Source organism: Sphingopyxis sp. PET50, from assembly GCF_025244705.1.
In the GTDB taxonomy this organism is placed as follows: domain Bacteria; phylum Pseudomonadota; class Alphaproteobacteria; order Sphingomonadales; family Sphingomonadaceae; genus Sphingopyxis.
Genome location: NZ_CP104207.1, coordinates 3,588,357 through 3,614,132 on the forward strand (window position 1 = coordinate 3,588,357; position 25,776 = coordinate 3,614,132).

Genomic DNA, 25,776 nt, shown 5'->3' on the forward strand with positions numbered 1-25,776 from the left:
CGGGTGATGTGCCACCCGGAAGCGATCCGGGTCAATTATGCTGCAACGGCGGCCTGCGGCGCGGCCTGGCGGACGCCTTCGTCGACATGCTCCGCGAATTGCGCGAAATTGTCGATGAACTGGCCGACCAGCGTTTGCGCGGTGCGGTCATAGGCTGACTTGTCGGCCCAGGCCTCGCGCGGATCGAGCAGCGCCGTATCGACGCCCGGCACCGCGACCGGAACCAAGAAGCCGAAATTCGGATCCTTGCGGAACTCGGCGTCGTTGAGGCTGCCGTCGAGCGCGGCGTTGAGCAAAGCGCGCGTCGCCTTGATCGGCATGCGCTTGATGCCGTCCATCGTCGCCATGCCGCCGGTCCAGCCGGTGTTGACGAGCCAGCACTGGACGCCGCCCCTGGCGATGCGCTCCTTGAGCAAATTGCCGTAGACCGACGGGTGGCGCGGCATGAAGGGGGCGCCGAAGCAGGTCGAGAAGGTCGCCTCGGGCTCGGTCACACCGATCTCGGTCCCCGCGACGCGCGCGGTATAGCCCGACAGGAAGTGGTACATCGCCTGGTCGGGGGTCAGCTTGGCGATCGGGGGCAGGACCCCGTAAGCGTCGGCGGTCAGCATGATGACGGTCTGCGGCACCGGCCCCATATTCTTTTCCGAGGCGTTCGGAATGAAGTCGATCGGGTAGGAACCGCGGCTGTTCTCGGCGAGGCTGGCATCGTCGAAGTCGAGCGTCCGCGTCGCCTCGTCCATCACGACATTCTCGAGCACGGTGCCGAAGCGCTTCGTCGTCGCGAAGATTTCAGGCTCGGCCTCTTCGGACAGGCGGATCATCTTGGCGTAGCAGCCGCCTTCGAAGTTGAAGACCGCGGTGTCCGACCAGCCATGTTCGTCGTCGCCGATCAGCGTGCGCGAGGCGTCGGCCGACAGCGTCGTCTTGCCGGTGCCCGACAGGCCGAAGAAGACCGCGGTGTCGCCGTTCGGGCCGATGTTCGCCGAACAGTGCATCGGCATCACGCCCTTCACGGGCAGAAGATAGTTGAGGATGCCGAACACCGACTTCTTCATCTCGCCGGCATAGGCGGTGCCGCCGATCAGCACGAGCTTCTCGGTGAAGTTGACCGCGACGACGGTTTCGCTGCGCGTGCCGTGCTTCGCCGGGTCGGCACGGAAGCTCGGCAGGGCGACGATCGTATATTCGGCCGCGAAATGCGCGAGCTCATCGTCCGTCGGGCGGCAGAGCAGGGTGCGGATGAACTGGCTGTGCCAGGCATATTCGGTGACGACCTGCACCGCGACGCGATGCTCGGGTTGCGAGCCGCCGAACAGCTGCTGGCGATAGATGCGCGGACGCTCGGCGAGATAGGCGAAGAAATCCGCCTTGAGCGCGGCAAAATGATCGGGGGTCATCGCCACGTTGGTCTTGCCCCACCAGATGGTGTCGCGGGTTTCGTCGTCCTGGACGATGAACTTGTCCTTCGCGCTGCGGCCGGTGTGCTTGCCGGTCGCGACGACGAGCGGGCCGTCCTTGGCGAGTCGGCCTTCGCCGTGGCGCACCGCTTCCTCGATCAGCTGCGCCGTGCCCCAGTTTTCGGCCACGTCCGCCGCCGTTTTCACGGTCGTCGAACCGATCACCACATCCGTCATTGCCTTGGCCTTTCCCATATCCCGTGCCCATTCTGCATACCTATGCAAAGGATTCCAAGCGAAAGCGCTGGGCCCGCATCTGCATGGGTGCCGACGTCACGTCGATTCCGAAATTGCGGCCGCGTTAGCGGGGTTGGAGGGTGAGGTCAAAAAAATTGGTGAGCGTGATGATTGCAAACGCGCCGGTTGGTGTCGGCTTTGGGGTGGGGAGTGGACGGTGCCGATCCTCCCCGGAACGGGGAGGGGGACCAGCGAAGCTGGTGGAGGGGCACAGGCGGTTTGCCCGGCCGGTGAGGTCGTGCGCTACGGTTCCGTTGCAGAAATTAAGCGCTTTACGGTCTGGCGTCGCGTAAGCCTCCTGTGCCCCTCCACCACCCTTCGGGGTGGTCCCCCTCCCCCGTTGGGGGAGGATCGCTTATGTCCGCTCCCGCCCGATATCCCCCATCCGCAAGAAGCCGGTCCGCAACCCGATGGGCGGCGACGCGGTTGTCGCTGGGCGGCGGATCGGCTAATCGGCCCCACCGGGTCCGCCAATGGAAAGAGCATGACGGCAACCATCGCGCTGGTCGACGACGACCGCAACATCCTGCAATCCCTGTCGATCGCGCTGCAGGCCGAGGGGTTCGTCACGCGCGTCTATTCGGACGGGGAGGCGGCGCTGAAGCCGCTGATCGACAATCCCCCCGACCTTGCGGTGTTCGACATCAAGATGCCGCGCATGGACGGGCTCGAGCTGCTGCGCCGGCTGCGCGAGAAGAGCCAGCTGCCCGTCATCTTCCTGACCAGCAAGGACGACGAGATCGACGAGGCGCTGGGGCTCGCGATGGGCGCCGACGATTATATCGCCAAGCCCTTTTCGCAGCGGCTGGTGATCGCGCGCATCCGCGCGATATTGCGCCGCGTCGAGCTCAACAAAAATGCGCCGGGGGAAGAGGACGAGCCCGTCGCCGAGCCGATCACGCGCGGCCGGCTGCGCATGGACCCGGCGCGGCACAAGGTCGAATGGGACGGCAGGGACGTCACCCTGACCGTCACCGAATTCCTGATCCTCGAAACGCTCGCCAGCTAGCCCGGAATCGTGCGCAGCCGCAACCAGTTGATGGACGCCGCCTATCAGGACGACGTCTATATCGACGACCGCACGATCGACAGCCACATCAAGCGCCTGCGCCGCAAGTTCCGCGAGGTCGATCCGGAATTTGACGCGATCGCGACGCTCTATGGCGCGGGATACCGCTTTGCCGACGAAAGCTGATCTCGCGGCGCGCGATGCCGAGGACCAGCCGCTCGTCTGGTCGGCGCGCTGGTCGCTGACGACGCGCATCCTGGCGGTCAATATCGTCGCGATCGCGCTGCTGGCGGGCGGCTTCTTCTATCTCGACACCTATCGCAGCCGCCTCGTCGATACGCGCGTCGACGTGATGAAGGATCAGCTCGCGATGCTCGACGAGGCGCTTGAGGCGGCGCGCCCCGATCAGCGCCAGCATCTGATCGACGCCTTCGCCCGCGCGACCGAATCGCGGCTGCGTTTCTATGCGCCGGACGGCAGGCGGGTCTATGACAGCTTCGACCAGGGGCCGCTGACCTATACGCTGCGCGACCCCGACCTGCAGCCGTGGAAGCGCGACGCGGCGCGCGCGATGGACCGCGGCATCGACTGGATCGTCGGCGCGCCCAATTATCCCGATTTCGAGGAGCCGGCTGGTCGATCGCGGCACCGCCTGGCCCGAGGTCGCACAAACGATGCGCAGCGGCCAGGGCGCGACGCGCTTCCGCTACGCCCCCGAACGCACGCCCTTGCTGAGCGCGACGCGCGTCGTCGATCTCGACATGCCGCAGGTGATGCTGATGACGCTGAACGCGCGCGACATCACGCGGACGGTGCGCGCCGAACGCTTCCGGCTCGCGGTGGTGGTGGCGCTGGTGCTGCTCGCCTCGGTGCTGCTGTCGCTGTTCCTCGCGCGGACGATCGTGCGGCCCTTGCGCAAGCTCGCCCGCGCCGCGGTGCGCGTGCGGCTGGGGCGCGCGCGCGAGGTCGTCGTGCCGCGCCTGCCGAGCCGCCGCGACGAGATCGGCACGCTGGCGCGCGCGCTCAGCGACATGACGCAGGCTCTTCGCGAGCGCATCGACGCGGGCGAGCATTTCGCCGCCGACGTGACGCACGAGCTCAAGAATCCGATCGCCTCGATGCGCTCGGCGATCGAGGGGCTGGGGCGCGTCAAGACCGACGAGCAGCGGGCGCAACTGCTGGCGATCGCCGACGAGGATGTGCGGCGGCTCGACCGGCTGGTCACCGACATCAGCGATGCGAGCCGCATCGACGCGCAATTGTCGCGCGCCAATTTCGAGGCGATCGACATCGGGCTGATGATCGAATCGATGCTCGCCTCACGCGCCGCGCGCGCGGAGGGCAGCGACGCGCCGGGTCCGCGCATCGCCTTCGCCCGCCCGCGCAAGGGCGCGACGCTGGTGAAGGGCGACGGACACCGGCTCGAACGCGTGATCGACAATGTCATCGACAATGCGATCAGCTTCTCCCCCCGGGCGGGCTGGTGTGCGTGCGCGCGACGCGGCTGGGCAACGAGGTGCATATCGGGGTCGACGACGACGGTCCGGGCATCGAGCCGGCGCAGCGCGAGGCGATTTTCCGGCGTTTCCACAGCGAGCGCCCCGAGGGCGCCTTCGGGCGGCACAGCGGGCTGGGCCTCGCGATCGCGCGGACGATCGTCGAGGGGCATAGCGGCCATATCGCGGCACGCGACCGCGACGACGGCCAGCCGGGCGCGAGCATGCTGATCACCCTGCCCGCGGCGGACGCGGTGGATGGGGACAAATGATCATTCCTTTCCTTAAAGGGAGGGCAGCGAGCCCCGGATTTGATCCGGGGCACAGCGGGTGGGGGCTGACGCCTTGCGCCCCGCCGCGAGACCCCACCCCAACCCCTCCCCTGAAGGGGAGGGGCTTATTAAGGTGCGCCTTGCCCCACCGCTGACACGCCGGTAAGCCTGCGGTCCATGTTGCCGCGCCGGACCGCTCCCGCCATCGTCAATATCCACGCGAGCTGCGTCGCGGCGGGGAGCCGGGGCATCCTGATTCTGGGCCATTCGGGGCAGGGCAAGTCCGATTTGGCGCTGCGGCTGATCGACCGCGGCGCGCGGCTGGTCGCCGACGACCGCTGCGACCTGTGGTTCGACCGCGGCCGGCTGTGGTGCCGCGCCCCCGCGAACCTCGCCGGCAAGCTGGAGGTGCGCGGGATCGGCATCGTCGAGCAGCCCTTCACCGGGCCGGTGCCGCTCGCGCTCGCGGTGCGCCTGTCGGAGCGCCCCGAGCGCATGCCCCCCGCGAACCAGGTCGAGGTCGTCGCGGGGGTCGAACTGCCTTCGGTGCTGATTTCGGGCTTCGAAGCCTCGGCGCCGATCAAGATATTGATGGCGCTCGACCGGCTTGGGACCGGCGCATGAACGACGTGCGCGACCCGCGCCTGCTGCTCGTCACCGGCCTGTCGGGCGCCGGCAAGTCGACCGTGCTCAAAGTGCTTGAGGATCTGGGATGGGAGGTGGTCGACAACCTGCCCGTCGCGCTGTTCGACGCGCTGCTCGACGCCCCGGCGGGACGCGGGCGCGAGGGGCGGCCGCTGGCGGTCGGCATCGACAGCCGCAGCCGCGGGTTCAGGCCCGCCCCGCTGGTCAGGAGGTTGAAGGAGCTGCGCGCCGCGGGGGGACGCGACATCGACACGCTGTTCCTCGACTGCGCGGGCGCCGAGCTCGAACGCCGCTTTTCCGAAACGCGACGGCGCCACCCGCTCGCCGAGGACCGCCCCGCCGCCGACGGCATCGCGCGCGAGCGCGAGATGATGGAGCCGCTGCGCCGCTGGGCCGAGCATGTCGTCGACACCACCAATTACAGCAGCAACGACTTGCAGCAGGAAATCCGCCAGCGGTTCGGCGACGGCGGCGAGGACGAGCCGGTGCTGAGCGTGCTGAGCTTCGGCTTCGCGCGCGGATTGCCGCGCAACGCCGACCTGGTGTTCGACATGCGCTATCTGCGCAATCCGCACTGGGATCCGAAGCTGAAGCCCGGCACCGGGCTCGACCCCGATGTCTCCGCCTATGTCATGGCCGACCCCGCCTATGAGACGACGGTCGCGCAGATCGAGCAATTGCTGCTGACGCTGCTGCCGCGCTACCGCGCCGAGGGGAAAAGCTATGTCACCATCGCCTTCGGCTGCACCGGCGGGCGCCATCGCTCGGTCCATGTCGCCGAACGTGTTGCCCGGACGCTACGCTCGGCGGGTCATGCGCCGACCGTGACCCACCGCAACCTTGACTCTGCCCCGCAAGACGGGCTTGAGGGCAAACCTCCGCCCGCATCTCCCGCAAACGGCGGCACACAAGCATAAGGGTCTCGCGCTTCATGCCCACTGACAAAGCACTGCCGCTCCTCGGGATGGTTCTCGTGACCCATGGCCGGCTTCGCCGAGGAGATGGTGACCGCGATGGAGCATGTCGTCGGCCCGCAGCGCGCGATCGCTACCGTGTGCATCGGCCCCAACGACAATATGGAAATGCGCCGCAAGGAAATCGCCGACGCGATTGAGAAGGTCGACGAAGGCCGCGGCGTCATCATGCTGACCGACCTGTTCGGCGGCACCCCGTCGAACCTTGCGATCAGCCTGCTCGAAGCGGGGCGGACCGAGGTGATCGCAGGGGTCAATCTGCCGATGCTGATCCGCCTGGAAAGCGCGCGCAAGACCATGGACATCCGCCCGGCGGTGATCGCCGCGAAAGAGGCGGGCCAGAAATATATCTCCGTCGCATCCGAAATGCTGGGGGTTGGTCCATGAGTGAAGTGAGCGAGACGGTCGAAATCACCAACCAGCGCGGGCTGCACGCGCGCGCGAGCGCCAAGTTCGTCACCTTCGTCAGCCGCCTGCCCGAAACCGTGTCGGTCGAGGTCGAAAAGGGCGGCAGCCGGGTCAACGGCACGTCGATCATGGGGCTGATGATGCTCGGCGCCGCGAAGGGCGATTCGATCACCATCCATACGCGCGGCGACGGCGCCGATGCCGCGCTGCTGAAGCTCGTGGGGCTGGTCAAGGACAGCTTCGGCGAGGATTGAGGGCGTGGCGCCCACCCCCATGAATCACGCCCGCCGCTCCACCATCCAAAGCCTGTCGAACCCGCTGGTCAAGCGGATGCGCCTGTTGCGCGAGAAAAGGCACCGGCGCGCCGAAGGGCTGTTCCTCGCCGAAGGGCTGCGCATCGCGACCGAGGCGCGCGAGGCGGGGGTGCTGCCCCGATGGCTGTTCCTCGCCGAAGAGGGCGCCGGACATCCGCTCGCGAAGACGCTGATCGACGCGACGCTGGCGGGCGGCGGCGAGGTGATCGATACGACGCCCGCAGTGCTGTCGAAACTGTCGGGCAAGGACAATGCGCAGGCGATCGTCGCGATTTATGCGGAGCCGAAGACCGCGCTGACCGACATCGACCGCGGCGCGGCGCCGATCTGGCTGGTCGCCGAGCGGCTGCGCGATCCGGGCAATCTCGGCACCATGCTGCGCACCGGCGATGCGGTCGGGGCGGGCGGGCTGATCCTGCTCGACGAGAGCACCGACCCCTATGGCGTCGAGGCGGTGCGCGCGAGCATGGGGGCGATCTTCACGCAGGCGCTGGTGCAGGCGCGGTGGGAGGAGTTCCTGCCCTGGCTGCGGTCGGGGCCGGGTCAACTGGTCGCGACCTGGCTGGGGGACGATACGCAGGATTATCAGGCGGTGCGCTATCAGGCGCCGACCTTCATCCTGATCGGCAATGAATCGCAGGGTATGCCCGAAGCCTATGCCGCGGCGGCCGACGTGCGCGTGAGAATGCCGATGATGGGCAAGGCCGACAGCCTGAACGCCGCGGTCGCGGCGGCGGTGATGGCCTATGAGGTGCTGAACCAGCGGCGAAGCTGAACCGCGGGCGGCGTCGGCGTTCAGCCTGACGCCAGCCTTATGCTATTATTGGCCCCCTGATTCCCGTTCGCATCGGGCGAAGTCGAGACGCCCCTCGACCTTGCGCGATGCCGAAGGTGTCTCGACTTCGCCCGACACGAGCGGGTTCAAGGAGCTTGCCATGGTCCGTTTGACATCCCTGCTCACCCTGCCCCTCGTCCTTGCGGGCTGCGTGCCCACCGCCGAGGCGCCGCAAGGATCCGGCACGCCGCCCGCGGCGAGCTATTTCGCGCTCGGTACCGAACCCGGCTGGACGCTGGAGATCACGCCCGGAATGCTCAACTACGACGGCGATTATGGCGATACCAAGATCGTCGTCGCCAACCCCGGCGCGCGCCCGAGCTTCAACGGCGAACGCTATGTCACCCCGCGACTGACGATCGACATAACCCACGCCGAATGCAGCGACGGGATGAGCGACCGGCGCTATCGCGACACGGTGACGCTGACCGCCGAGGGCAAGACGGTGAAGGGCTGCGGCGGCGGGGTGCTGCCGCCGACGGAACTCGCGGGCACGAACTGGACCTTCGTCTCGATCGGCGGCGTCGCCGTGGCGGGAGACCGGCCCGCGTCGCTGGCGTTCGAGGGCGACCGGATGAGCGGCAGCGCCGGGTGCAACCGTTTTTCGGGCGGCTATACGGTCGAGAACCGCACCCTGACCGCCGGGCCATTGATGGCGACAAAGATGGCCTGTCCGGGAGCCGGTATGACGCAGGAAAATGCTTTCTTTGCGCTGATGCGCGGGCCTGTGGGTCTGAACTTTCCGAGTGACGGCACGCTGGTGCTGACCGGTGCGGAAGGGCAGACGGCGGTATTGAAGCGGGTGATCTGACACGTCGCCCCCGCGCAGGCGGGGGCCGCGGGCAGTTTACGCGGCGCTGAAGGAAAAAGGCCGATAGCGGCCCCCGCCTGCGCGGGGGCGACGGTCTTCACTCCCCGTCGTTGACCGCCGCCGGAGCGCTCGCCAGCTTGGCGAGCGGGCGTGCCGATTGTTCGGCGACCGGCAGCACCGGAATCTCCTTGTCGCCGGTTTCGATATCGAGCGCCTCGAAGCGCCGCGCCTGCGTCAGCACCTGCGATTCGAAGCTGCCGACGAAGCTGTTGTACGCCCCCGTTGCCTGGTCGAGATTCTTGCCGACGCGCGCGATATGCGCGCCCATCGTCGCCATGCGCGCATAGAGTTCCTTGCCCAGTGCGGCGATGTCGCGCGCCTGGTTGGCGAGCTTTTCCTGCCGCCACACCGCCGCGACGGTGCGCGCGATCGCGATCAGGTTGGTCGGGGTGGCGAGCAGCACCTTGCGCTCGAAGGCATGGTCCCACAGCGCCGGGTCCTGGTCGAGCGCGGCGGCCAGGAAATGTTCGCCGGGGACGAACATCACCACGAAATCGGGGGTATCGTCGAACTGGTTCCAATAGGATTTGGCACCGAGCGTGTTGACATGCGCCTTCATCGCCGCGGCATGCGCGGCGAGGTGCAGCGCCTTTTCGCCCTCGTCGACCGCGCCGAAGGCGTCCTGATAGGCGTTGAGCGAGACCTTGGCGTCGATCACCAGATTCTGCCCGCCGGGCACGCGCACGACGACGTCGGGGCGCAGCCGCCCGCCGTCGCCGTCGGTCACGCTGACCTCGGTCTGGAAATCGGCATGTTCGGACAGGCCGCAGCTTTCGAGAACGTTGCGCAGTTGCTGCTCCCCCCAGCGTCCGCGCGCCTTGGGGGCGTTGCGCAGCGCGTTGACGAGCTTCGCCGCCTCGCTCGACACGCGCTCGGTGCCCGCGCGCATCGATTCGATCTGGCCGTGGAGCAGGCCAAACGCGCTCTGGCGCTCGGCCTCGACCTTCTTCACCTCGACTTCATATTTTTCGAGCCGTTCGTGCACCGGCTGGAGCAGCGCCTTCAGATTCTGTCCCGCCGTCGCTTCGCTTTCGCGGAAGCGCGCGTCGGCGCGTTCGAGGAAGGCCTTTTGCGCCTCGCCGAGCATCGTCTGTCCCACTTCGCGGAACTGCGCGGTGAGCGCGGCCTGCGCGTCCTGAAGCTGTTTGATCTGCGCGTCGTGCGCGCGGTCGCGCTCCTCCTGCGCGGCAAGCGTGGCGGCGAGCTGGCGGTCGGCGGCCTTGCGCGCCTCGGCCTCCGCCGCAAGGTCGGTCACCGCCGCCTTGAACCGCTCGGACAATCCGTCGCGTTCGGCCTTGAGCGCCCCCGCCTGCCGCCCCGCGAAGAGCCAGCCGATCAACCCCCCGAGGGCGAGGGCGACAAGGGCGAACAGAAGCGAGGGCATGTCCATGCGCGGAACATAGATCGAACAGCGCGCGCTTGGCTAGCCGCAAAAATCAGAACAGGTCGCTCGCGACGTCGAGTTCGCGCACGCGGCGTTTCTGGCGCGCGGTATCGACGAGGCGGCGCAATTCCTCGCGGCGCTCGGCGGCGCGGTCGATATGCGGCATGACCAGCGCGCCGTTCCTGGTCGTCTCGTCCGATGAATCAATGCGGATCGTGCCGATCCCCGCCCACTGGTTGATCAGGGTGAAATCCATGCGGACGTCCTTGACGCGATAAAGCTCGATCTCGTCGATGCTCTTCACGAAAATGCCCTTGCGCAGGATCAGCCGGTCGTGGGTCAGTTCATAGGTGACGATCAGATTGTTCACCCAGACGGCGGCGATGATGATGAAGCCGACGCCGACGAGACAGAGCAGCAGGGTCAGCCAGCCGAGCAATGTCCCGCGCAGCCAGCCCCAGGTCGAGGAACGGAAGCGGTCGAGAATTTCGGGCATGGGCATGGGCTCCTTTGCGGGGCGCTATAGCAGATTGGCGAGCACATAGCGCGCGATGAGCAGCGACAGGAGGGCGATGCTCGCCCGCCGTCCCTTCACCCATATCGCCGCGGCGATCAGCACGACGAAGATCGACGTCATGATCAGCGGGCGCGGCTGGACGAGAAGTTTCGACAGGTCGGGATGCGCGGCATAATAGACCATCTGCGCCGCGAGCAGCGCGAGCAGCAGCCCGAACACCAGCCGTCGGACCCGGAAATAATGGGTGTCGAGGTTCGCGAACCCCTCCGGATGCGAGGGAAAGACCAGCCGCGCGGCGAGGAAATAGACGCCGGCAAAGGCGACCACCGCCATCAGCGTGGTCGACGAGACGATGATGTCTTCGCGCACCCGCCACGCCGATGCCCAGAAGGACAGGAGGTCGAGCATCACGAAGATCGCGAGCAGCGGGGTCAGCCAGCCGATGGCGAACCGTTCCTTCTCCGCCTCTGCCGCAAAGCGCGCCTCGAGCGCGCGGCCGAGCCCGCCGAGCAGCTCGACCATCGAAAGGCCGAGCAGCAGGCTGTAGAGCGCGAAGACGAATTCGAAATCGCTCATATAGCCCGCCATTCGGAGGGAAGGATCGCACGATAGGCGGCGACATCGGGCGCGCCGCCGATCGTCATGCCCTGCGTCAGCATCCAGTAGTGGCGCACGATCTCCGCTTGCTGCTCAAGCCCGTAGCGGTGGAGGGGCCAGCCGGGCTTCAGGCTGTAATCATAGGTCGCGAAGGGGTGGCGCATGAAGACGAGATACCAGCGCCCGCGCTGCTGCGCCTGCCACACATGCGTCATTTCGTGGATGAACAGGCCCTTCGCGCGCATGCCGTCGCCGGCGGGGCAGGAGAAATCGTCGCAATAGACGTCGCCGCGCGGGTGGAAGTGGAGATGTCCCATCGGCGCCATCACGATGCCGCGCGGCTGGAAGAAAATCCATTTGCGGTGCCGGATGCGCACCGCGTCATAGTCGATCGCACCGCCGAAAACGCTGCGTGCGAGCGCGACCTCGCCTTCGGTCAGCTGGCGCCCGTCGCGGTTCATTACATCCCCCTTGTCATTGCCGCTCCGTCATTGCGAGGAGCCGAAGGCGACGCGGCAATCCAGAGGCGCGTAAACCGCCCTGGATTGGTTGGCCTGCGGCCGCCTTCGGCCCGCTTCGCTCGCAATGACGACCAGGATGAAGGCCACCGCTTATTTCTTGACGGTGTCGCCGGCTTCGCCATGCCCCATGGCGGCATGGTCCATTTCGGGCTCGGGCGTGGCCGCCGTCTTGGCCGGTGCCGCGGCAGCGGTCTTTTTCGGTTCGGCGCCATGATCCATCGCCGCCGGAGCGGCCGCGGCGCTGCCATCGACGCCCGCCGCGGCGGCTTCCTTGATCGGCATGTCGAACAGGATGCGCTCATTATTGTTGTTGGTGAAGACGAACGCCAGCTGCAGCTTGCCCGCGCGCACCGCGGCCGGGTTGATGTGCCAGATCATCAGATGCTTGCCGCCCTGCTTGAAGACCAGCTCGCCCTTCGCCGGAACCGCGGCGCGGAGCAGCGGCTTCATCACCATCATGCCGTCTTCCTTGACGCTTTCGTGCATCTCGACGCGCTGGGCGAGGTCGGCGGTCACCGCGACGAGTTCGACCGGGACGGGGCCGCCCTCGACGCGGAAATAGCCGACCGCGGGGCGATCCGGCGTCGCGCCCATCACGATATGGCCGCTGACCACATTGAGCACCTGCCCCTTGCCCAGATTTTCCCCGCAGCCCGCCAGAGTCAGCGCCGTGGCGGCGAGCGCGGTTGCAAGGACGGAACGGCGGGCGAAGCTCTTCATCGCAGGACTCCATGAACAGGGCAATTTTCCTGTCCCCGATAAGCCCTATGAGTCCTTGTGCCAAGGATTAGCGCACCTATATCGCGGCCAGAAACCTATCCGGGCGTGCCTTTTCAGGGCGCCAATGACACAATGAAGGACGTGTAAGACTATGGCCAAAGTGATCGGGATCGACCTCGGCACCACCAACAGCTGCGTGGCGGTGATGGAAGCCGGCAAACCCAAGGTAATCGAAAATGTGGAAGGCACGCGCACGACACCGTCGATCGTCGCCTTCGCCAAGGACGGCGAGCGGCTGATCGGCCAGCCCGCGAAGCGCCAGGCGGTCACCAATCCCGAAAACACCATCTTCGCGGTGAAGCGCCTGATCGGCCGCCGCTTCGACGACCCCCTGACCAAGAAGGACATGGAGCTCGTCCCCTATACCATCGCCAAGGGCACCAATGGCGACGCTTGGGTCAAGGCGGGCGGCGAGGATTATTCGCCCTCGCAGATCTCGGCCTATATCCTTCAGAAGATGAAGGAAACCGCCGAGGCCTATCTGGGCGAGAAGGTCGAGCAGGCGGTCATCACCGTTCCCGCTTACTTCAACGACGCGCAGCGCCAGGCGACCAAGGATGCCGGCAAGATCGCGGGTCTCGAAGTGCTGCGCATCATCAACGAGCCGACCGCGGCCGCGCTCGCCTATGGCCTCGACAAGACCGAGAACAAGACGATCGCCGTCTATGACCTTGGCGGCGGCACTTTCGACATCTCGATCCTCGAGGTCGGCGACGGCGTGTTCGAGGTGAAGTCGACCAACGGCGACACCTTCCTCGGCGGTGAAGACTTTGACTCGAAGATCGTCGAATATCTCGCCGACGGCTTCAAGAAGGACGAAGGCATTGATCTCCGCAGCGACAAGCTCGCGCTCCAGCGGCTGAAGGAAGCCGCCGAGAAGGCGAAGATCGAGCTGTCGTCGGCCGCGACGACCGAGGTCAACCTGCCCTTCATCACCGCCGACGCCAACGGGCCGAAGCACCTCGTCAAGACGATCACCCGTTCGGACCTCGAAAAGCTGGTCGAAGACCTCATCAAGCGCACCCTTGAACCCTGCAAGAAGGCGATCAAGGACGCGGGCATCAGCGCCAGCGACATCGACGAGGTCGTCCTCGTCGGCGGCATGACGCGCATGCCGCGCGTCCGCGAAGTCGTGAAGGATTTCTTCGGCAAGGAACCGCACACCGGCGTCAACCCCGACGAAGTCGTCGCGATCGGCGCGGCGATCCAGGCGGGCGTGCTGCAGGGCGACGTCAAGGACGTGCTGCTGCTCGACGTCACGCCGCTGAGCCTCGGCATCGAGACGCTGGGCGGCGTGTTCACGCGTATGATCGACCGCAACACCACCATCCCGACCAAGAAGTCGCAGGTCTATTCGACCGCCGACGACAATCAGTCGGCGGTGACGATCCGCGTGTTCCAGGGCGAGCGTGAAATGGCCGCCGACAACAAGATGCTCGGCCAGTTCGACCTGGTGGGCATCCCGCCGGCGCCGCGCGGCGTGCCGCAGATCGAGGTGACCTTCGACATTGACGCCAACGGCATCGTGTCGGTCCACGCCAAGGATAAGGGCACCGGCAAGGAACAGCAGATCAAGATCCAGGCCAGTGGCGGGCTCAGCGACGCGGACATCGACCAGATGGTCAAGGACGCCGAGCAGTTCGCCGAGGAGGACAAGAAGCGCCGCGAGGCGGCCGAGGCGAAGAACAACGCCGAAAGCCTGATCCACTCGACCGAGCGTCAGATCGCCGAGCATGGCGACAAGGTCGACGCGGGCCTGAAGGGCGAGATCGAGGCGGCGATCGCCGAAGCCAAGACGGCGGTCGAAGGCGGCGATGCCACCGCGATGACCGAAAAGTCGGCGGCGCTCGCGCAGATCGCGATGAAGCTCGGGCAGGCGATCTACGAGAAGGAACAGCAGGCCGCGGCGTCCCCCAGCGCCGATGGCGAGGCCGCGAAAGCCGACGAAGACGTCGTCGACGCCGAATTCTCGGAAGTCGAGGACGACAAGAAGTAAGGAATGAACCCTTCTCCCTCTCCCCTTCGGGGGAGAGGGCCGGGGAGAGGGGGACGAGAGATGGCCAGCCTGGCGACAGGCCCCTCTCCCAACCCTCTCCCCCTGAAGGGGAGAGGGCTATTATTTTATGTCGCTCGACATGGATTATTACGAACTGCTCGAATGCGAGCGCACCGCCGACGACGCGACGCTGAAGGCGAGCTATCGCAAGCTGGCGATGAAATATCACCCCGACAAGAATCCGGGGTGCCACGACAGCGAGGCGCGCTTCAAGGCGATCAACGAAGCCTATGACGTGCTCAAGGACCCGAAGAAGCGCGCGGCATACGACCAGTTCGGCAAGAGCATGCCGCAGGGCGGCTTCGGCGGAAACGCCGATTTCGGCGACATCGGCGACATCTTCGAATCGATCTTCGGCTCGGCCTTCGGCGGCAATCGCCAGCAGCGCGGGCCCGCGCGCGGTGCCGACCTGCGCTACGACATGGAAATAAGGCTGGAAGACGCCTTCACCGGGGTCAGCCGCGATATCCAGGTCGATGTCGCGGCGCGCTGCGACGCGTGCGACGGTTCGGGCGCCAGGCCCGGCACGAGCACGCACCGCTGCACCACCTGCGCTCGGCCACGGCAAGGTGCGCGCGCAGCAGGGTTTCTTCATGGTCGAGCGGACCTGCCCGCATTGCCAGGGGTCGGGCGAGGTCATCGCCGACCCGTGCGGCACCTGCCACGGCGAAGGCCGCGTCGACCGGCGCAAGACGCTGACCGTCAATATCCCCGCCGGGGTCGACGAGGGCACGCGCATCCGCCTGTCGGGCGAGGGCGAGAGCGGGGCGCGCGGCGCGGCGCCGGGCGACCTCTACATTTTCCTGCATATGGCGCGGCACAAGGTCTTCGAGCGCGAGGGCACGACGCTGTTCACCCGCGCGCCGATCAGCTTCACCACCGCGGCCCTGGGCGGCGAGATCAGCATTCCCGGCCTCGACGGCGCCAGGCACGACATCCGCATTCCCGCCGGCATCCAGTCGGGCAAGCAGCTCCGCCAGCGCGGCGCCGGCATGCCGGTGCTCAACGGGCGCGGGCACGGCGACCTCGTCGTCCAGATCGACGTCGAGACGCCGACCAGACTTACCGCGCGGCAAAAGGAATTGCTGTGCGAATTCCGCGAGACCGAGACCGGCGAGGAATGCCCCGCCAGCCAGGGCTTTTTCGGCCGCATCAGGGAAATGTGGGACGATCTGACCGATTGATTGGTCGCTTCTCTCTTCGTCATTGCGAGGAGCGAAGCGACGCGGCAATCCAGAGCAGCGCAAGCCCGCCCTGGATTGCTTCGCTACGCTCGCAATGACGAGCGTTAGTTGGTTCCGATCTCCGTCCGCAATTCCGCAATCAGCGTGGCCACTTTCGGCAATCGCTCCTCTTCCTCGTCCAGTATCGCGTGGAACGCCCGGCGCTTGATCGCCACCAGTTCGTCGGCGGGCAGCGCCGCGTCGCCCGTGACGCTCGATGCCACGATGTCGATCAGCCGGTCGGCGCCATGGAGCCGGCCCCAAAGATAGTCATTCTCGCGATAGGCGCGGCTGAAGAAGGCGCCGAAGCTGTTGAACTCGATGCCCTTGAGCATCGCGGCCGCGCCGCCGGTGCGGATCGCGGTCGCGTCCGAGGGCGAGATGCGGTCGATCTTGATCGGGTCGAACTCGTCGAACCCCTCGCCCTGCAACAGCGGCAAGGTCGCGATGTCGTAGAAGGGATAGCCGAGATAGGCGAGCAGCAGCGCGCGCCGGTCATCCTTCGGCAAGGCGCCCAGCCCCTCGGCGATCAGCGCGTCGGCGGCGGCGTCGGCACCGATCAGGTCGCGGCGCGCGGCGATCGCGTCGATCCATTGCCCGGGGTCGGCGTCGGCCGGCACGTCGAGGTCGGCGAACCAGCTGTCGCCCTCGCGTTCGAGATAGAGGCCGAGCGCCGCGTAGATGGTGTCGCGCATCGCGTCGCACGCCGGGTCGCGCGCGTCGCGCTTCGCCTCGACCACGCGGTCGAGCTCGCGCGCGAGGAAGCGCAGGCGGCGGACGCGAAAGCCGAGGTCGTGGGTGCGGAAAAAGGTCACCGCGTCGCCGCTCGCCCCCGCGCCGCGCCGGCTCGAAATACGGTCGAGCCCGCGCGCGCGCACCTCGTCCCAGAGGTGCTGGCGGCGAATGCTGCGGTGGATGTCGCCCTCGGGCGGGGCGAGGCGGTCGACGATGGCGACCAGCTCCTCGACCATCGCCGACAATTTGAGATGGCCATAGGGCGAGAAAGCGAAGCCCGCGCGTTCGGCGGCCTGGTCCTGCGCTTTCGCCCGCCATTTCTGGAGCCGGGCGGTGGTCGGCGTGTCGAGGAAGAAGGTGGTGCCGAACAGCGCCGCGACCTGTTCCTCGACCTCGACCTTCATCGCGTCGACGATAAGCTGCATCCGGCGGATGCGGCGCGACATGCCCTCGATCGCCTCGACATTGTCACGGATCGGCTGTTCGCGCGGAATTTCGGACAGGGCGCCGAGGATCGTCGGCAGGAAACCGGGCAGGTGCGGGGCGTCGCCCCGATCCTTTTCGCCGGGCTTGCCGAAGCTGATCGCGCGATAATCGGGTTTCGGGTCGATATAGATGAAGCGGCGGTCGATCTCGCGCCGCGCCGGGCGCTGCTTGAGCGCCGCGATCGCGGGGCGGAAGGGCGCGTTGGCGAGCACCGAGCCGTCGATCAGCACCCGGTCGGCGGGATCGGTCTCGCCCCCCGCGGGGAGCTGCGCGCGGATGAAGGCGTCGCGGCCGGGCCAGGCGATCCCGCGCTGACCCAGCACCCGGTCGAGTTCGCGCAGCGTGAAGGGCGGGAAGGCGCCAGGAAAGCTCGCGGTTGCGCGCGCCGCGGCGGCGAGGCCCGGGACGTCGTCGAGCGCCTTTCCGGCACGGTCGTCCTCGCGAAAATGGAGGATCAGCCGATGCTCGTCCTCGACGACGCGCGGCGGGCTGTTGAGCGACAGCGATATGCGATGCCCGGCGAAATCGGTGACCGAGACGAACAGGTCGACCGGCTGGCCGAGCGGGCACCAGCACAGGGCCGCGCGGCCCCCGGTCCATCGCGTCGAACGCGTCGAACAGCAGGTTCGAAAAGGTCTCGCCGCCGAAGGGGGGTTCGAACCAGCGCGCCCGCACGAAGCGCGACAACTTCGCGCGCACCTCGTCCTGCGCGGCCTCTCCCACGGTGCGGTCGATGACATTGCCGCGCTTCTTCATCATCCAGCCGGCGATCGGCACCGCCCAGAATTTGGTCGCCGCCGACAGCGGCCGCGCGTCGGGATCGATCAGCCGGTCGACATCGGCATCGTCGAGCCACAGGTCGGTCAGCGGGTCGAGCGACTGGCCGGTGGCGAGCGCGCGCGCGAGGAAGATGCCATTGATCCCCCCCGCGCTCGCCCCCGCGACGATATCGGCGAGGACGCGGAGGCGGACATTGCCGCGCTCGGCGATGCGGCCCAGCAGGTCGCGGTAGACGGTGCCGACGCCGCTCAACGGGCCGCCGTCGTGAAAGGCCCGCGACGCCGCGGCGAGCCGCCACACCTCCTTGGTGATGCCGTGCATATAGACGGCGAGGCTGATGCCGCCGTAGCAAATCAGGGCGAAACGCAGTTCCTTTTCCCGCATGGGCGCGGTGATAGCGCGGATTGTGGGGCGGCGTCACCCTTTGGCGGGGGTGATCTCAGCTTTGGGGGTGGGGAGCGGACCTTGCCGATCCTCCCCGGAACGGGGAGGGGGACCAGCGAAGCTGGTGGAGGGGCACAGGCGGTTTACCCTACCGGTGAGGTCGTGCTTGCGGCCGGTTGCCGGAAAACGGCGTTCTTTCGGTCCGGCGCCGCGTAAGCCTCCTGTGCCCCTCCACCACCCTTCGGGTGGTCCCCCTCCCCCGCTGGGGGAGGATCGCGCATGACCGCTCCCACCCGAAACCCGCCCCGCCAGGCCCGCGTCCAAAACCCCTTGCATTTGCGAATGTGTCGCACTAGCGGCACAGCGCAACAGGAGTTGAGAATGAATCGCAAATGGATCGTCGCGGCGCTGCTCTCGAGTGCGCTTTCCTTCCCCGCCTTCGCACAGGACAGCGCCCCCGCCGACGAGGAGAATGGCGAGGAGGCGATCGTCGTCACCGCCGCGCGCACGGTGCTGCCGCCCAATGCGCTGCCGCTGACGATCGACATCATCGGCAAGGACAGCCTCGACCAGCAGATCGCGATTTCGGGATCGATCACCGATGCGGTGTCGAGCCTGACCCCCAGCTTCTCCCCCACGCGGCAGAAATTGTCGGGCGCGGGCGAGACGCTGCGCGGGCGGTCGCCGCTGTATGCGATCAACGGCATTCCCCAATCGACGCCGCTGCGCGACGGCAGCCGCGACGGCTTCACCATCGACGGTTTCTTCATCGACCGGGTCGAGCTGATCTACGGCTCGAACGCCTTGCAGGGGATCGGCGGCACCGGCGGCATCGTCAACCAGGTCACCGTCGGCGCGCCGCGTGAAGAGGGGCTGAGCGGCCGCGCGCTGCTGCAGGGCACCGCCGACAACGGGTTCAGCAAGGACGGGATCGGCGGCAAGATCGCGGGCCTCGTCCAATATCGCGCCGGGCGCTTCGACGCGACCGTCGGCGCGGCCTTCGAAAAGCGCGGCGCCTTTTACGACGGGCAGGGGCGCCGCATCGGCCTCAACCTGACGCAGGGCGAGACGCAGGATTCGAACACGCTCTCGCTCTTTGCGCGGCTCGGCTACGAATTGTCGGATTCGGCGCGGCTCGACCTGATTGCCAGCCGTTTCGAGCTGAAGGGCGACGGCGACTATATCGCGCTTGCCGGCAACCGCGTGACCGGCGTGCCGACCAGTGCGGTGCGCGGCAACCCGCCGGGCGAATCGGCGCAGAACCGCACCGAAAGCGTCGCCCTGTCGCTGACCGACACCGATCTGGGCGGCGGCAATTTCGTCAGCCAGATCTTCTTCAACCGCAGCCGCGACACCTTCGGCGGCGAGGTCGCGGTGCAGGCGACCTTCCAGGACCCCGCGCTCGCACCGGTGGGCACCCTGTTCGACCAGTCGCAGAATCGCAGCCGCAAGCTGGGCGCCAAGGTCAGCTATGAGCGCGGCCTCCCCGGCTTCGAGGATCTGACGCTGACGATCGGCTTCGATGCGCTGGTCGACCGGACCGAACAGGCGCTGATCGCAACGGGCCGCGTCTGGGTGCCGCCGAGCGATTTCCGCAGCCTCGCGCCCTTCGGCCAGGCGAACCTCAAATTGTTCGATGGGCTCGTGCGCCTTGCCGGCGGGGTGCGCTGGGAGAATGTCCAGATCAAGATCGACGATTTCCGCACCCTCGCCTCGACCACCTTCGTCGCCTGTTCGGCGACGGTCACGACCAATTGCGGGGTATCGACCTATGGCGGCGTCGATGTCGCCGACGGCAAGCCGAAGTTCGACGACCTGCTGATCAACGGCGGCGTGATCGTCGAGCCGTGGGACGGCATCCGCGCCTATGCCAGCTATGCCGAGGGCTTCACCGTTCCCGACATCGGCCGCATCACCCGCGCGGTGAAGGACACCGGCATCGACATCGACAATTTCCTCGATATCTCGCCGATCGTGTCGAACAACCGCGAGATCGGCCTTGAGGTGAAGCGCGGACCGCTCGACGCGAGCGCGACCTATTTCTGGTCGTCGAGCGACAAGGGGCAGTTGCTGATCGCGCGTCCCGACCGCATCTTCGACGTCCAGCGCCAGCGCGTCGAGATCGAGGGGCTCGAGGTCAACCTGCGCGTCGCGCTGCCGGTCGACGGGCTGAAGCTCGGCGTCGGCTATGCGCATATCCAGGGCAAATATGACAGCGACAGCGCCAACCCCGACGGGATCGTCGACACCGACCTCGACGGCACCAACATCTCGCCCGACCGGCTGAACCTCAACGCGAGCTACAACAAGGGGCCGATCTCGGCGCTGGTGCAGACGCAGGTCTTCCTGTCGCGGGCGTATCACGGCAAGGCGAACCCCGACCCGCGCAACAATTTCGGCGGCTATACGATCACCGATGCGAGCCTGCGCTACGAGACGGGGATCGGCGGGCTGAGCCTTTCCGTCCAGAATCTGTTCGACAAATTCTACATCGACTATTCGAGCGACACGCGGCTGCCGACCGACAATCTCGCCTTTTTCGCGGGACGCGGGCGGACCTTCACGCTGGGGTGGGATTACCGATTCTGATTATGCTTCCGCATGTCTCACTCCGTCATTGCGAGCGAAGCGAAGCGAAGCAATCCAGGGCGGGTTACGCCACTCTGGATTGCTTCGCTTCGCTCGCAATGACGATGCCTTGAGATGATAGCCGGATGATGAAACTGCTCGACACGCTGCACCGCTGGACCGGCGGCCTGATCGGGCTCGTGCTGGCGCTGATGGGGCTGTCGGGCACGATCCTGCTCCACGAGCATCTGTGGATCGGGGTGCCGGGAACGGGCGACCCGCTGCGCCGCGACCTTTCCACCGTCGCGGCGGCGACCGAAAAGCTGATGGCGACGCCCAGCGCGCAGGGCATCATCTTTGCCGACGAGCGGTTCGGGCTGCACCAGCTGCGCATCGGCAAGGAGGCGGGCGCCTATGCCAGCCAGTCGGGCGATATCGTCACCCGCTGGGCCAGCCAGTGGGAGCGGCCCGAGCTCTGGATCTTCGATTTCCACCATCATCTTTTCGCGGGCGACAGCGGCGAATGGGTGATTGGCATCGCGGGCCTCGCCGGCCTATTCTTCGTGATTTCGGGCGTCATCCTGTGGTGGCGCACGCGAAAGACCTTCCGCTTCCGCCTGTGGCCGAAACGGATGAGCCGCCCCGCGATCGTCATGCAGCACCGCGACCTTGGCGTCATCGCGGCGCCGTTGCTGCTGATCTCGATCGTCACCGGCACGATGATGATCTTTCGCCCCTTCGCGATGATCATGGTCGCACCCTTCGGATCGCCCGCCGAAACCGCGAGGGCGCTCGAGCCGCCGAAATATAAGGGCGGGCCGCTCGCCGGGAAGCCCGGCTATACCGCGATGCTAGCCGAGGCGCGGCGCCGTTTCCCCGACGCCGAATTCCGCATCCTCAGCCTGCCGCGCAAGCCCGGCGACCCGATCAGCCTGCGCATGAAGCAGCCCGCCGAATGGCTGCCCAACGGGCGAACGACGCTGGCGTTCGATGCGGCGACGGGCGAGGTGCTCGGGTCGCGCGACGCGCTCAAGCTGGCTTCGGGCGCGCAGGCGTTCAACATGGCCTTTCCCATCCACGCGTCGAAGGTCGGCGGCTGGGCGTGGCGCACCCTGCTGACGATCTCGGGCCTTGCGATGACGATGCTCGGCAGCTTCGCGGTCTGGAGCTTCTGGTTCAGGCGGCCGAAGCCGGTGAAGCGTCCCGCGAAGAAGGCGGCACTCGCGGCGTCATAAAGCTCACGCGGAGGTGCATAGGGCCTTCGCGGCCCGGTTTCAATGATTTCGCGCAGAGGACGCCGAGCGCGCAGAGAAGAAAAGGCGGCAAAGCCGCCATCATGCCCTCTTCTTCTCCGCGCCTCCGCGTGAACCAAAATCCTCCGCGCGTTCTACGCCTCTGCGCGCATTTTTCCTTCGCCGCTTTCCTATTATACGCGCGCGCCTATATCCTCCCCCGCCATGACCCGCGCCCGTGTCCTCCTTATGACCGCCGCCCTCGGCCCGCTCGATTACCGGGTTCCCTACGGCATGGAGGCCGGGCTTGGCAGCGTCGTCGTCGCGCCGCTGGGCCCGCGCCGGCTGGGCGGGGTGATCTGGGAGGATGAAAGTTTCGGCGCGCCCGAACCGGTCGGCGACAATCGGCTGCGCAACCTGTTCGAGGTGGTGCCGGTGCCGCCGGTGCAGGCGCCGCTGCGCCGGCTGGTCGAATGGACGAGCGACTATTATCTCAGCCCGCCCGGCGCGGTGCTGCGCATGGTGCTGCCCGGCGTCGCCTTTGCCGACGCGCGGCGGCCGATCGTCGAATATCGCGCCACCGGCGCCCTGCCTGCAAGGATGACGCCGCAGCGCACGGTGGCGCTGGAGATGATTGGGCCGTCGCAGGGCACGGTGCGCGAACTCGCCGCGCTCGCCGAGGTCAGCGAAGCGGTGATCCGGGGTCTCGTCCAGACCGGCGCGCTGGAAGCGGTGACGGGGTCGGCCGACGCGCCCTATCCCGACCCCGCCCCGGGCTTCGCGCCGCCCGACCTGTCCGACGAACAGCGCGCCGCGGCGGCGCAGCTGGCCGAGGCGGTCGAGGCAGGGGTTTTCGAAACGCTGCTGCTCGACGGAGTCACCGGGTCGGGCAAGACCGAAGTCTATATGGAGGCGATCGCCGCCGCCGTCCGCGCGGGAAAACAGGCGCTGGTGCTGCTCCCCGAGATCGCCCTCACCGAACCGATGCTGACGCGCTTCGCCGCGCGCTTCGGCTGCGAGCCGGTGGCGTGGCATTCGGGGCTGCGTTCGGCCGAGCGGCGCCGCGCCTGGCATGCGATCGCGGCGGGCGAGGCACGGATCGTCGTCGGGGCGCGCTCCGCGCTGTTCCTGCCCTATGCGAAGCTCGGCCTGATCGTCGTCGACGAGGCGCACGAGACGAGCTTCAAGCAGGAGGACGGCGTCCATTACCACGCGCGCGACGTCGCGGTGATGCGCGGGTCTTTCGAGGGGCTGCCGGTGGTGCTGGCGAGCGCGACCCCGGCGCTCGAAAGCCTCGCGCAGGTCGAGGCGGGGCGCTACCGCCATATCCGCCTGCCCGCGCGCTTCGGCGGCGCGACGCTGCCGGGGCTGGCGGCGATCGACATGCGGCACGACCCGCCCGACCGCGGCACCTGGCTCGCGCCGCCCCTGGTCGCGGCGCTCGCCGACCGGCTCCGCAAGGGCGAACAGAGCCTGCTGTTCCTCAACCGCCGGGGCTTCGCGCCGCTGACCTTGTGCCGCACGTGCGGGCACCGCATCCAGTGCCCGAACTGCACCGCCTGGATGGTCGAGCACCGGCTCGTCCACCGCCTCGCCTGCCATCATTGCGGCCATGTGATGCCGCCGCCGCGCCTCTGTCCCGAATGCGAGGACGAGGACAGCCTCGTCGCCTGCGGCCCCGGTGTCGAACGCGTCGCCGACGAGGTGGCGCTGCGTTTCCCCGACGCGCGCACCGCGATCGTCACGTCGGACACGCTGTGGTCGCCGGCGAAGGCGGCGGAGTTCGTCGGCAATGTCGAGGGCGGGCTGGTCGATATCATCATCGGGACGCAGCTCGTGACCAAAGGCTATCATTTTCCGAACCTGACCCTCGTCGGGGTGGTCGACGCCGACCTCGGCCTCGACGGCGGCGACCTGCGCGCCTCGGAGCGCACCTTTCAGCAGATCGCGCAGGTCGCCGGGCGCGCGGGGCGCGGGGTAAAGCCGGGCGAGGTGCTGATCCAGACGCGCGTACCCGAAGCGCCGGTGATGGCGGCGCTGGTCGGACAAGACCGCGACGGTTTCTACGCCGCCGAGGCCGCGGCACGGCGCCGGGCGGGCGCGCCTCCTTACGGCCGCTTCGCTGCGCTGATCATCTCTTCGGAAGATATCGAGGTCGCGCGCGCCGTCGCGCAGCGGCTGGGGGCGAAAGCGCCGGTTGCGGAAGGGCTCGCCGTCTATGGCCCCGCCCCCGCGCCGCTCGCGATGCTGCGCGGGCGCCACCGTTTCCGCCTGCTGCTTCATGCCCCGCGCAGCTTCGACCTGCAGGGTACGATCCGCGAATGGGTCGGGCGTATCGACTGGCCGTCGAAGGCGCGGCTCGCGATCGACATCGACCCCTATAGTTTCGTCTGACGGGTCAGGACTTTACAGCGCAGCCACGGCTTGGCAGCATGGTCCGGCAGAATGGCTGGCCGGGGGGCGATGATGCTGAAGATATGGGGGCTGGGCGCCGCAACCTTGCTGGCGCTTTGTACAGCGGGCACGGCGCGGGCCGAATGGCGCGAGGTCGAGACCGCGCATTTCCGCATCTATAGCGAGGGCAAGGAAAAGGACGTCGTCCAATATGCCGAGCGGCTGGAGGCAGTCCATTATCTGATGAAGATCGCGACCGGCATGAAGGACGACAAGCCGGTCAACAAGGTCGACGTCTATTATGTCTATTCGGTCGACGAACTGCGCCGCGTGCTCGACGCCAAACCGAACAGCAGCGTCGCGGGCATCTATATCCCGTCGATCCGCGGTTCGGCGGCGATCGTGCCGCGCAACAATGACGGCGGCAGCCTCGACCCGCAGGCGGTGCTGTTCCACGAATATGCCCATCATTTCATGCTGCAATATCAGCCCGGCGCCTATCCGCCCTGGTATGTCGAAGGCTGGGCCGAGCTGATCTCGACCGCCTCGTTCGAGCGCAAGGGCACGATCACCTTCGGCAAGGCGGCGAGCCATCGCCAGAACGAGCTCGAATATCTGCGCTGGATCCCGCTGCGCAGCCTGATCGGGCGCAGCAAGGAAGACCGCGACGTCATCAACCGCGACTATGGCTCCTATTATGGGCAGAGCTGGCTGCTCGCCCATTACCTGACGCTGGCCGACAAAAGGCCGGGGCAGCTGCGCGCCTATCTGCTGGCCGTGCTGCGCGGCGCGAGCGACGAGGAAGCGTGGAAGGCGTTCGGCGACGTCGACGAACTCGAACGCGAGGTGCGGGCCTATCTGCGCGGGCGCAGCTTTCCCTACAAGGCGCCGCCGCTGCCGCCCGAGGTCATGGCGATCCAGTCATCGCGCGCGCTGCGGCCCGGCGAAGCGGCAATCATGGACGAGCGTATCGAAGCCTTGCACCAGAGGATGGACGAAAAGGAACGCGCCGACATTATCGCACGCGCCGAAGCCGAAGCCGCGCGGTTTCCGGACGATGCCGCGGTGCAACTGTTCCTCGCCGAACAATATGCCGATGCCGAGGATTGGCCGAAGTCCGCCGCAACCGCTGCGGCCGCGCGGTGGCGTTCGATCCCGCGCTCGCCCGCGCGCATCTCGCGCAGGGACTGGCACTGGCGCACGGCGAGGCGGCGGACGAGGACAAGGCGCGCGCCGCGCTCGACAGGGCGCTCGAACTCGCCCCGAACGATCCCGCTGTCCTCTATGGCCAGTTCGAGGGCGCGGCGCGGCTTGGCAATGCGCCTGGCGGTGCGACTGTCGACCAGCTCATCCGCGCAAGCGACCTCGCGCCGCAGAATGACGGCATCCGCCTCGCGGCATCCGAGGCCTTGATCCGCAAGGGCGACCTCGGCGGTGCGCTGCGCCGGCTGATGCCGCTCGCCAGCGACCCGCATCCGAGCGGCGCCCAGCGCCGCGCGCAGCAACTCGTCGCCTGGCTGGCGAGCGGCGGCAGCGGCACACCGCCTTCGCCCGGACCCGACGGCACCGACGACGCCGAAGAAACGGCCGGTGACTGA

The 25,776-nt window shown here is 67.4% G+C and carries 17 protein-coding genes and 5 pseudogenes; 15 read left to right on the forward strand and 7 right to left on the reverse strand.

Annotation, left to right across the window (positions count from 1 at the left end; all coding sequences use genetic code 11):
* Positions 1 to 35: 35 nt before the first annotated feature.
* Positions 36 to 1,637, reverse strand: coding sequence for a phosphoenolpyruvate carboxykinase (locus tag N0A20_RS18850; protein ID WP_260581805.1), 1,602 nt, complete (start codon positions 1,635 to 1,637; stop codon positions 36 to 38).
* A gap of 544 nt (positions 1,638 to 2,181) precedes the next feature.
* Between N0A20_RS18850 and N0A20_RS18855 the strand changes: the two are divergent.
* The 8 genes and pseudogenes from N0A20_RS18855 (at position 2,182) to N0A20_RS18890 (ending at position 8,461) form a co-directional block, all read left to right on the forward strand.
* A pseudogene (locus tag N0A20_RS18855) lies at positions 2,182 to 2,892 on the forward strand (response regulator).
* Positions 2,858 to 4,474 (forward strand): annotated as a pseudogene (locus tag N0A20_RS18860) (ATP-binding protein). Before N0A20_RS18855 ends, N0A20_RS18860 begins: the two co-directional pseudogenes overlap by 35 nt.
* Before the next feature lie 177 nt (positions 4,475 to 4,651).
* On the forward strand, positions 4,652 to 5,098 hold the full coding sequence (locus tag N0A20_RS18865) for an HPr kinase/phosphorylase (protein WP_260581806.1): 447 nt from the start codon (positions 4,652 to 4,654) through the stop codon (positions 5,096 to 5,098).
* Entirely contained in the window at positions 5,095 to 6,036 is a 942-nt protein-coding gene (gene rapZ, locus N0A20_RS18870) for an RNase adapter RapZ (protein ID WP_260581807.1), read from the forward strand. Before N0A20_RS18865 ends, rapZ begins: the two co-directional genes overlap by 4 nt.
* A 14-nt stretch (positions 6,037 to 6,050) precedes the next feature.
* Positions 6,051 to 6,480 (forward strand): annotated as a pseudogene (locus tag N0A20_RS18875) (PTS sugar transporter subunit IIA).
* Complete coding sequence (locus tag N0A20_RS18880) at positions 6,477 to 6,755, forward strand: HPr family phosphocarrier protein (protein ID WP_260581808.1); 279 nt, start codon at positions 6,477 to 6,479, stop codon at positions 6,753 to 6,755. Before N0A20_RS18875 ends, N0A20_RS18880 begins: the two are co-directional and overlap by 4 nt.
* A 19-nt stretch (positions 6,756 to 6,774) precedes the next feature.
* Entirely contained in the window at positions 6,775 to 7,590 is an 816-nt protein-coding gene (locus N0A20_RS18885) for an RNA methyltransferase (RefSeq protein ID WP_260583958.1), read from the forward strand.
* A gap of 160 nt (positions 7,591 to 7,750) precedes the next feature.
* Positions 7,751 to 8,461, forward strand: coding sequence for an META domain-containing protein (locus tag N0A20_RS18890; protein WP_260581809.1), 711 nt, complete (start codon positions 7,751 to 7,753; stop codon positions 8,459 to 8,461).
* 97 nt (positions 8,462 to 8,558) lie between these two features.
* On the opposite strand, the gene N0A20_RS18895 is transcribed toward N0A20_RS18890, so the two are convergent.
* From N0A20_RS18895 to N0A20_RS18915, 5 genes are all read right to left on the reverse strand, one after another.
* Positions 8,559 to 9,911 (reverse strand): DNA recombination protein RmuC, encoded by a 1,353-nt coding sequence (locus N0A20_RS18895; RefSeq protein ID WP_260581810.1) that lies wholly within the window; start codon positions 9,909 to 9,911, stop codon positions 8,559 to 8,561.
* A gap of 46 nt (positions 9,912 to 9,957) precedes the next feature.
* Positions 9,958 to 10,401, reverse strand: a complete 444-nt coding sequence (locus N0A20_RS18900; protein WP_260581811.1) for a PH domain-containing protein — start codon at positions 10,399 to 10,401, stop codon at positions 9,958 to 9,960.
* 24 nt (positions 10,402 to 10,425) lie between these two features.
* Positions 10,426 to 10,998, reverse strand: a complete 573-nt coding sequence (locus tag N0A20_RS18905) for a hypothetical protein (protein ID WP_260581812.1) — start codon at positions 10,996 to 10,998, stop codon at positions 10,426 to 10,428.
* On the reverse strand, positions 10,995 to 11,480 hold the full coding sequence (locus N0A20_RS18910) for a vgr related protein (protein ID WP_260581813.1): 486 nt from the start codon (positions 11,478 to 11,480) through the stop codon (positions 10,995 to 10,997). The genes N0A20_RS18905 and N0A20_RS18910 overlap by 4 nt, the downstream gene beginning before the upstream one ends.
* Before the next feature lie 150 nt (positions 11,481 to 11,630).
* Positions 11,631 to 12,260 carry a copper chaperone PCu(A)C gene (locus N0A20_RS18915; protein WP_260581814.1) on the reverse strand — a complete coding sequence of 210 codons (630 nt, stop codon included), beginning with the start codon at positions 12,258 to 12,260 and terminating at the stop codon, positions 11,631 to 11,633.
* A gap of 151 nt (positions 12,261 to 12,411) precedes the next feature.
* Here N0A20_RS18915 and dnaK point away from each other — a divergent pair, with 151 nt between their 5' ends.
* Positions 12,412 to 14,316, forward strand: coding sequence for a molecular chaperone DnaK (gene dnaK / locus N0A20_RS18920; RefSeq protein WP_260581815.1), 1,905 nt, complete (start codon positions 12,412 to 12,414; stop codon positions 14,314 to 14,316).
* 127 nt (positions 14,317 to 14,443) lie between these two features.
* Positions 14,444 to 15,560, forward strand: a pseudogene (gene dnaJ / locus N0A20_RS18925) (molecular chaperone DnaJ).
* 104 nt (positions 15,561 to 15,664) lie between these two features.
* On the opposite strand, the pseudogene N0A20_RS18930 reads toward dnaJ, so the two are convergent.
* Positions 15,665 to 17,984 (reverse strand): annotated as a pseudogene (locus N0A20_RS18930) (patatin-like protein).
* Positions 17,985 to 18,365: 381 nt separating this feature from the next.
* Here N0A20_RS18930 and N0A20_RS18935 point away from each other — a divergent pair.
* The 5 genes from N0A20_RS18935 to N0A20_RS18955 all read left to right on the forward strand — a co-directional run bounded on the left by N0A20_RS18935 (position 18,366) and on the right by N0A20_RS18955 (position 25,776).
* Positions 18,366 to 20,573: a TonB-dependent receptor gene (locus N0A20_RS18935; RefSeq protein ID WP_260581816.1), complete on the forward strand. Its 2,208-nt coding sequence runs from the start codon at positions 18,366 to 18,368 to the stop codon at positions 20,571 to 20,573.
* 128 nt (positions 20,574 to 20,701) lie between these two features.
* A complete protein-coding gene (locus tag N0A20_RS18940; RefSeq protein WP_260583959.1) occupies positions 20,702 to 21,787 on the forward strand; it encodes a PepSY-associated TM helix domain-containing protein in 1,086 nt (361 codons plus the stop codon).
* Between the two features lie 222 nt (positions 21,788 to 22,009).
* A complete protein-coding gene (locus tag N0A20_RS18945) occupies positions 22,010 to 24,178 on the forward strand; it encodes a primosomal protein N' (protein ID WP_260581817.1) in 2,169 nt (722 codons plus the stop codon).
* A gap of 72 nt (positions 24,179 to 24,250) precedes the next feature.
* On the forward strand, positions 24,251 to 25,591 hold the full coding sequence (locus N0A20_RS18950; RefSeq protein ID WP_260581818.1) for a hypothetical protein: 1,341 nt from the start codon (positions 24,251 to 24,253) through the stop codon (positions 25,589 to 25,591).
* Entirely contained in the window at positions 25,588 to 25,776 is a 189-nt protein-coding gene (locus N0A20_RS18955) for a hypothetical protein (protein ID WP_260581819.1), read from the forward strand. Before N0A20_RS18950 ends, N0A20_RS18955 begins: the two co-directional genes overlap by 4 nt.